The sequence below is a fragment of the Sphingopyxis sp. genome (genome assembly GCF_019459305.1).
Taxonomy (GTDB): domain Bacteria; phylum Pseudomonadota; class Alphaproteobacteria; order Sphingomonadales; family Sphingomonadaceae; genus Sphingopyxis.
In genome coordinates, this window is sequence record NZ_JAIBES010000149.1 from 1 (window position 1) to 7995 (window position 7995).

Annotated in this window: 9 protein-coding genes and 1 pseudogene; 3 read left to right on the forward strand and 7 right to left on the reverse strand. The window is 64.9% G+C overall.

All coding sequences use genetic code 11. The features are described 5' to 3' along the window. Window positions 1–100: 100 nt before the first annotated feature. Entirely contained in the window at window positions 101–769 is a 669-nt protein-coding gene (locus tag K0M74_RS18415) for a lysoplasmalogenase (RefSeq protein ID WP_293975775.1), read from the reverse strand. Between the two features lie 75 nt (window positions 770–844). Here K0M74_RS18415 and trmFO point away from each other — a divergent pair, with 75 nt between their 5' ends. Both trmFO and K0M74_RS18430 read left to right on the forward strand, forming a co-directional pair. After that, window positions 845–2194, forward strand: coding sequence for a methylenetetrahydrofolate--tRNA-(uracil(54)-C(5))-methyltransferase (FADH(2)-oxidizing) TrmFO (gene trmFO / locus K0M74_RS18420; protein ID WP_293975777.1), 1350 nt, complete (start codon window positions 845–847; stop codon window positions 2192–2194). A gap of 679 nt (window positions 2195–2873) precedes the next feature. Then, on the forward strand, window positions 2874–3779 hold the full coding sequence (locus tag K0M74_RS18430; RefSeq protein WP_293975779.1) for a hydrogen peroxide-inducible genes activator: 906 nt from the start codon (window positions 2874–2876) through the stop codon (window positions 3777–3779). 208 nt (window positions 3780–3987) lie between these two features. Here K0M74_RS18430 and K0M74_RS18435 read toward each other — a convergent pair whose 3' ends face one another. The 3 genes from K0M74_RS18435 to pgsA are packed head-to-tail and all read right to left on the reverse strand — an operon-like array spanning window position 3988 to window position 5262. After that, entirely contained in the window at window positions 3988–4431 is a 444-nt protein-coding gene (locus tag K0M74_RS18435) for a molybdenum cofactor biosynthesis protein MoaE (RefSeq protein WP_293975781.1), read from the reverse strand. Beyond that, entirely contained in the window at window positions 4428–4685 is a 258-nt protein-coding gene (locus K0M74_RS18440) for a MoaD/ThiS family protein (RefSeq protein ID WP_293975783.1), read from the reverse strand. The genes K0M74_RS18435 and K0M74_RS18440 overlap by 4 nt, the downstream gene beginning before the upstream one ends. 4 nt (window positions 4686–4689) lie before the next feature. Then, window positions 4690–5262 carry a CDP-diacylglycerol--glycerol-3-phosphate 3-phosphatidyltransferase gene (gene pgsA, locus K0M74_RS18445; RefSeq protein ID WP_293975785.1) on the reverse strand — a complete coding sequence of 191 codons (573 nt, stop codon included), beginning with the start codon at window positions 5260–5262 and terminating at the stop codon, window positions 4690–4692. A gap of 147 nt (window positions 5263–5409) precedes the next feature. Between pgsA and K0M74_RS18450 the strand changes: the two genes are divergently transcribed. Beyond that, entirely contained in the window at window positions 5410–6681 is a 1272-nt protein-coding gene (locus K0M74_RS18450) for an MFS transporter (RefSeq protein WP_293975787.1), read from the forward strand. A gap of 153 nt (window positions 6682–6834) precedes the next feature. Here K0M74_RS18450 and K0M74_RS18455 read toward each other — a convergent pair whose 3' ends face one another. From K0M74_RS18455 to K0M74_RS18465, 3 genes and pseudogenes are all read right to left on the reverse strand, one after another. Further along, window positions 6835–7056, reverse strand: a complete 222-nt coding sequence (locus tag K0M74_RS18455) for a hypothetical protein (RefSeq protein ID WP_293975789.1) — start codon at window positions 7054–7056, stop codon at window positions 6835–6837. 83 nt (window positions 7057–7139) lie between these two features. Next, a pseudogene (locus tag K0M74_RS18460) lies at window positions 7140–7592 on the reverse strand (ribonuclease T(2)); the annotation flags it as partial. A gap of 33 nt (window positions 7593–7625) precedes the next feature. After that, window positions 7626–7856 (reverse strand): hypothetical protein, encoded by a 231-nt coding sequence (locus K0M74_RS18465; protein WP_293975791.1) that lies wholly within the window; start codon window positions 7854–7856, stop codon window positions 7626–7628. Window positions 7857–7995: the final 139 nt, after the last annotated feature.

A 7995-nucleotide genomic window follows, 5' to 3' on the forward strand; every position in this document is an offset into this window, starting at 1 on the left:
GGCGGGGGCCGCAAGCGCCTTTTTCCTCCGTCGCTGTGTAAACTGCCAGCGGCCCCCGCCTTCGCGGAGGCGACGGCTAGTTTCGGTCGCTTCCGGCCACTCAACTGCGCGCTTCCTTTGCCAGCGTACTCGCCACCCCCCACGCAATCAGCGCTTGTCCGCCGAAATACAGCGGCCACACCAGCCACAACGTCACGTCTTTCGACAGTGTGCCGCCCTCACCGGCAAAGATGAACAAGTCGCTCGCAAGGAACGCCATCGCGCCAATCCCGGTGCGATAGCGCGGGAAGCGACTGATCCACGCCGTCGCTGCCATGATCGAGACCCCACCAGTATAGGCAATCGCCGCGCCCATTAGCGCGGCCTCCGCCCCGCGCGTCAGCCCCCAGGCGATGATCAACGCCAGCGGCACCAGCGCCCACGCCAACAACCCCTGCGACGACGTCAGGCTGCGCCGCCGATTGCGCAAATACAATATGATCGCGATCAGATGCCCCGTCGCAAACGCCGCCGCCCCCGCCAGCATCCCGACCGCATCGAGCAACCAGTCGCCCAGCGCCCCAAACGCCAGCACTGCCGCGATCAGCTTGCCGTCCCTGCTCCGCGCGTTTGCCGAGGCCCAGACCGCGAGTAGCCCGACCCCGGCCGCCTTCCACGCCCAGATCGCCGGCCCGTCGAGCCGCATATACACCGCAACGAAATAGCTGAGCCCGCCGACCAGCGCCGCCCACCACAGCCACCGTGCGCGATCCCAACCCTGCTCACTCATGCCCCGCCCCTTTGCATCTTGCCCGCAACCCGCCTACTGCGCGGCGAATTGGTCGCAAGTCAACGGATAGGGTAAATGGCGGAATACGACGTGCACATCATCGGCGGCGGCCTCGCCGGATCCGAAGCCGCCTGGCAGCTCGCCGAGGCTGGATATCGCGTTCGCCTCTCCGAAATGCGCGGCGGCGGTGACATGACCCCGGCGCATCAGGGCGACGCGCTGGCCGAGATGGTGTGCTCGAACAGCTTTCGCAGCGACGACGGCGACAGCAACGCCGTCGGCCTGCTCCACCGCGAAATGCGCACGCTGGGTTCGATCATCATGCGCGAAGCCGACGTCCACAAGGTACCCGCAGGATCGGCGCTCGCGGTCGACCGTGACCTGTTCTCGGGCGGAGTCACCAACGCGCTCGAAAGCCATCCGAACATCACCATCGTCCGCGAACGCATCGACACGCTGCCGACCGAAGGCCTCACCATCGTCGCCACCGGCCCGCTGACCGCCGCCGACCTCGCATCCAGCATCGGCGCCGCGACCGGCAAAGATGCGCTCGCCTTTTTCGACGCCATCGCGCCCATCGTCTATCGCGACAGCATCGACATGGACATCGCATGGATGGCCAGCCGCTGGGACAAGGTTGGACCGATTGGCGACGGCAAGGATTACATCAACTGCCCGATGGACAAGGACCAGTACCACGCCTTCGTCCAGGGACTCGTCGACGGCGACAAGACCGAGTTCAAGGAATGGGAAACCAACACCCCCTATTTCGAAGGCTGCATGCCGATCGAGGTGATGGCCGAGCGCGGCCCCGAAACTTTGCGCTTCGGCCCGATGAAGGGCGTGGGCCTGGACAATCCGCGCACCGGGCGCTGGCCCTATGCCGTGGTCCAGCTGCGCCAGGACAATGCGCTCGGCACGCTGTGGAACATGGTCGGTTTCCAGACCAAGCTGAAGCACGCCGCGCAGGTCGAACTGTTCCGCACCATCCCCGGCCTCGAAAAGGCCGAATTCGCGCGCCTCGGCGGTCTCCACCGCAACAGTTTCATTCGCTCGCCCGAATTGCTCGACGCGCAGCTGCGCCTCAAATCGGCGCCGCATATCCGTTTTGCCGGACAGATCACCGGCTGCGAAGGCTATGTCGAAAGCGCCGCAATCGGCCTGATCGCCGCACGCTTTGTTGCTGCCGAACTCGCGGGCCGCAGCCTGCCCCCGCCGCCACCCGAAACGGCGCTCGGCGCGCTGCTCGGCCATATCACAGGTGGCGCGGATGCCGCGAGCTACCAGCCAATGAACGTCAACTTCGGGCTATTTCCGCCGTTGGCCGAGGATGTGCGCAAGAAAGATCGCAAGCTTGGCTATACAGCGCGGGCGGGTGCCGCGCTGGCGGATTGGGTAAAGGTCGCGGAGGGTGTGACGGCATAAACGTCGCCCCCGCGTAGGCGGGGACCGCTGGAGGCCCAATCCAACATCGCCGGGTAAAACGACAGCGGCCCCTGCCTTCGCAGAGGCGCACTTCGCCTTCACCGCACGCTTCGGCGCCGTCGTCGCAAGCTCCGCGCGCGTCAGATCGCCCGACTTATCTCCATCGGCCCCCGTAAACCGCTCGCCCGTCGCCGCGGCCCACTCCTCGAACGTCAGCAGATTATTGCCATCCTTGTTGAGCTTGCGAAACGCCGGTGTGCGCGACGACTTCAGCTCGACCCGACTGATCCGCTCGTTGCGGTCGCGGTCAAAGCGGTTGAAGCGCCGCTCTTCGCGCGATGCATCTTTTGCCTCAGGCAAAGCAGGAGGCGCCGGTCCGCGCATCGGCGCATTGGCCCCTGCCACCGGAATTGCGGCCAACGCAGGCGGTGGCGCGGGCAACACTTCATCCTCGGCGATCTGGGTAGCCCGCCCACATAAACAGACCGTCGGTCAGCAGCAGCGCGCTCGCCACACCGCCGATCAGAAAACGGGAAATCGCCATTCGCCCCTCCGCCCCGTTCGCTCCGATTGGCGATCATAGCGCCGCAGAAATCGACAGCAATCGCCGCCACTATGGTGATGAATAATTATCGCCAAAACCATTCAAAACGACCCGATTCATGGCTATATTCGATCAATGTCCAACTACCTCCCGACCCTCAAGCAGATGCAATATCTCGTCGCGCTGCACGAACATGGCCATTTCGGCCGCGCCGCCGACGCCTGCAACGTCACCCAGTCGACGCTGTCAGCGGGCATCCGCGAGCTAGAAACCCTGCTCGGCCCGACCCTCGTCGAGCGCACCCGCCGCGTCGTCCGCTTCACCGGGCTCGGCAACGCCATCGTCGAAAAGGCGCACCGCGTGCTGCGCGAGGCCGAGGAGCTCGCCGACATGGCCGCCGCCGCCGCCGCGCCGCTCGTCGGCGACCTGCGCATGAGCGTCATCCCGACAATCGCGCCCTTCCTGCTCCCGGGCATGCTCCGCCTGCTGCGCAAGGAACGCCCGGCACTCAAGCTGTTCCTGCGCGAAGAACCCAGCGCGCAGGCGTGCGAATCGCTGCACCACGGCACCGTCGATTGCGTGCTGCTCGCCCTCCCCTACGCATGCGGCGACGTCGAGAGCGAGGAGCTGTTCGAAGACGCACTGTTCGTCGCCTTTCCCGGCGACCAGTCCGACGACCTGCCCGCGATGGTCAGCGCCGACCAGATCGACCCGGCGCAAATGCTGATGCTCGAGGATGGCCATTGCCTGAAAGACCACGCCCTCGCCGCATGCAACCGCCCCGAGCTGCGCGCCGGGGCGCGGATGATGGGAACGTCGCTGCACACGCTGGTCCAGATGGTCGATAACGGCCTCGGCATCACGATGTTGCCGCAGATGGCGATCGAGGCCGGCATCCTCGACCACACCGACATTGACACCCGCCCGCTCGATTCGGACCATGACTGGCGCACGATCGCGCTCGTGTGGCGCAAAGGCAGCCCGCGCGCCGACGAGTTCAAGATGCTGGCGGATATTTTCCGGAAACATCGGGAGGGTTAATGCCGACCCCGCTGCCCCGAGCGAAGACGAGGGGCTATGTGCCGAGCGAAGTCGAGGCATGCCCATAAGCGGTGCTCGCTCCGATCGAACGAGCCCCTCGTCTTGGCGCGGGGGGGCGGCGGGGGGGGTAGCGCGCCCCCCCCGCCCCCCCCGCCCCCACCCCCACCCCCCCCCCCCCCCCCGCGCCCCCGGGGGAGCGGCTGCTAGGCTAGCGCGCCCACCGCTCCGCCCGCACCGCATCCCCCTCACGCGCCTCAACCCACGTGACGCGCCCATCGCCAAACGTCTCGCGCTTCCACAGCATCACGTCGGTCTTCAGCCGGTCGATCAGAAACTCGCACGCCGCCAGCGCTTCGCTGCGGTGCGGGCTGCTCGCCAGTACCAGCACGATCGTGTCGCCCGGTGCCATCGCCTCGACCCGGTGGATCAGCGTCAGCGCCCCCAGCTGCCACCGGTCAGCCGCGGCATGCGCCAGATCGCCCAGCCCCGCTTCGGTCATCACCGGATGATGCTCCAGGAACAGCTCGACCAGCCCTCCATCACCGCGCACCCGCCCGACAAAGCTGGCACTCGCGCCATGACCGCCCGCATCGTGCAGGTCGAGTTCGGCGCCGACATCGATCGCTGCCGCCTGCACCGCGACGCGGATCATCCGCCCGTCACCGGCGGGAACAGCGCGATCTCGCGCGCGCCGACGAGCGGCGCCCGCGGTCCCATCATCACGCCATCGATCGCGGCGCGAATGCGCTGCGGCTCGGCAAAGGCCAGCGCGCCACGGCCGTCACGCGCAGCCAGCCACGCCAGCAGAGCGGTCAGGTCCGCAAGTTCGACGGGCAGCTCGACAACCTCCTCGGCCACCCCCATCTGCTCGCGCACCCAGGCGAAATAAGAAATCGTCAGCGCCATCGCGCTAGTCCATATGCTTCAGGCCGACGCGCAGATAATCCCAGCCGGTGATCAGCGTCAGCACCGCGGCGCCCCACAGCGAGGCCAGCCCGACCGTCTTGACCCACTCCATCGCCGGCAGTGCCCCCGCCAGGATCAGCGCGCCGAATGCGACCAGCTGAAACGTCGTTTTCCATTTCGCCAGCTGCGTCACCGGCATCGACACTTGCAACGTCGCCAGGAACTCGCGCAGCCCCGACACGATGATCTCGCGCAGCAGGATCATCAGCGCCGCAATGACATGATAGCCGGTGATGTCACGAGTAAAGACGAGCAGCAGGATCACAGCCGCAATCATGATCTTGTCGGCGATCGGGTCGAGGAAGGCACCCAGCCGCGACACGATGCCGCGCGAACGTGCCACATAACCGTCAAAATAATCGGTAATGCCCATCAGGCAGTACAGACCGAACGCCAGCGCATAGTCGATCGGCTTGGGCTGGTGCGATCCTTGGGTCACCCCGGGCCACAGCAGAAACAGCAGGATGGGCACCGCCAAAATGCGCGATAATGTCAGGATGTTCGGAAGACTCAGCATAATTCCTGATTCCAGCGCCCGCGTTTCGTCCGGCCCAAAATGGGCTTTGACCGCGTCCGCCCTAACCGATAAGCCCCCCGCGCGACAACAATATTGCCGTGAAGTCCCTGCGTTGTTGGAATGTCAGGCTGCAAAAGTGGATTTTCAATGATCGGTTCCTTTGCGCTGATGAAGCAACGCCGGTTTTTGCCTCTGTTCGCAACCCAGTTCCTTAACGCCTTCAACGACAATTTCTACAAGATGGCGATGGTGATCCTCGTCACCTTCACCATATACAAGGACCCGGAAACCGAGGCGTGGTTCAACGCGCTGGCGGGCGGCCTGTTCATCCTGCCCTTCTTCCTGTTTTCCGCGCTGGCCGGGCAACTGGCCGACAGTACCGACAAGACGCGGATGATCCGCCTGATCAAAACCGCAGAAATTTTCATCATGATCGTCGGCGCGGTCGGCATCTGGCTGCATCTGGTCCCGGTCATGCTGCTCGCGCTGTTCGCAATGGGCACCCACTCGACCTTCTTCGGCCCGATCAAATATGCCATTCTGCCGCAGCATCTGGAGGAGGATGAGGTTCTCGCCGGAACCGGCTGGGTCGAGGCGGGTACCTATATCGCCATTCTCGGCGGCACCATTGTCGGCGGCCTCACCCCGCCGCACATTGCCATGCCCGGGATTATCATCGTGGCGGTCATCGGCCGCCTGACCGCTAGCTACGTCCCCGCCGCGCCGCCCGAAACTGAGGCCAAGGGACTGGTCATAGACTATAATGTCTTTCGCTCGTCGTGGCGGCTGGTCAATTCCACCATGCACATCCCGCGCCTGTTCCTGGCGATCGTCTCGATAAGCTTTTTCTGGGCGATCGGCGCCATCCTTGCCGCACAATTCCCGCCGCTTGTCAAAAACGCGCTCGGCGCCGACAACACCGTTGCGACGCTGTTCACTGCGATCTTCTCGGTCGGCGTCGCGATCGGCTCGATCATCGTCAACCGGCTGCTCAAGGGCCATGTCTCGGCACGCTATTCGCCCGGATCGGTGATCGTGATGGGGCTGTTCGTCCTCGACCTGTGGTGGAATGTGAAGGGCTGGGAGAATGTCGACCCCGGTCTGATGAACTGGCGCGCGTTTCTGGCGCTGACGACCGGCGACCGCATCATCCTCGACCTGCTCGGCATCGCGATCGCGGGTGGCATGTTCGTCGTCCCGCTCTATGCATTCCTGACCACGACCGTCGCCAAATCACAGACCGCGCGCACCGTAGCCGCCAATAACATCGTCAATTCGGGCTTCATGGTGGCGGCGACCTTGCTGCTCAGCGTGCTGATCGGCATCGGTCTGACGATCGACGACACGCTCCTGATGGTTGCCGCGATGTGTCTGGTATCGTCGGTGCTGGCGTGGAAGCTGCACAAGGCGTGTGATTAGGCTGGCTCGGGATGGGGATCGGACCTCATATCTTCGTCATCCTGGACTTGATCCGGGGTCCAGGAGACCTTGCATCACCCTATACTGAGAGGGCGGATGGATCCTGGATCAAGTCCGGGATGACGAAAGTGTAGGTCTAGTCGTCAGCTGCCGTCAGATCAAAAACATCATCGTAGCGGTGAAAAACACCGCGAAACTCTGCAAAAACAGCCGCAGGTCGCTACCCGCAAAAATCGTCACCGGCTCGCGGTGCGCCGCCAGCGCCTGCCGCAATTCGCCCTGCCAGTCGGCAGGCGCGCTCAACCGTGCGATTGTCAGCTTCCGGGCGCTATGCGCCTGAATCCGGCGGCGAATGTCGATGTGATCCGAGTCCATGCCCGACAAGCTATGTCGGTCTTAACGTTTTGGTAAGGTTAAAAGATCGTTAACACATGCGGCGTGTCAAAGCGGCACAGGGGTTAGTCTTTCTCTATCGGTCGCACCCGCACCGTCAGCCCATCGCGCGCGCCGACCTGAAACGGATTGCAGCGCTGCGGCCGCATCCGCGGGCCAAGGCACAGCCGCACTTCCTTTAGCCACCCCTGCCGATCGGTCGTCACCGCGATAATCGGCGCCGTCACGCCCGAATTGGCGGCGGCGAACGCGCGGCGGATGCTGCCCGCCGTCTGCAGCCTTGCCGCCAGCGTCGCCATGTCGGGAAAGCGCACTGCGCGGAACAGCATGGCGGCCGAAGGAATATAGGCGGCGGGGTTCGGGCTCATGCAGGTGCCATGCTTCGCCCATTCATGCTGAAGCAGTTGCGCCGACGGCGTCATGCAGAGATGCTCGCGCACCACTGGCTGCGGCACGATCTTAGCCGGGCGGCACCATTGCGGATAATCGCGGCTGTCGGTTTCGGGCCACAACCCGCGGAGTACCCAGCCAAAGCGGCGATTCTCGCCCGCTCACTGGAACCGATCGCGTCCGTCGCGGGTGTTGCGGACGCTCGCGCAATGCTGCGGCGACCAGCTCATACTGGGCAAATAGCCGGTGGTCGGGGTCTTGCGCAACGGCTCGTCGCGCTTGGGCTGCTCGAGCCGCGGGACCGGGGTGCGATCGAGGATCTTGCACGCTAGCGCCTGGGCTTGGGCGGCGGTGGGTGCGAGCAACAGCGCCAGTACGGCCGCGACACTCAACCGTCGCCCCCGCGCAGGGCGCCGGGAGTCCCGTGCGTCCCAACATGGCCGCTGTCGTTTTACGAAGCGACGCAGAAAAACGGCGACGGGCGCCCCCGCCGCTCCGGGGGGGCGCGCGGGGTCGTCGGCCCCGCACTTC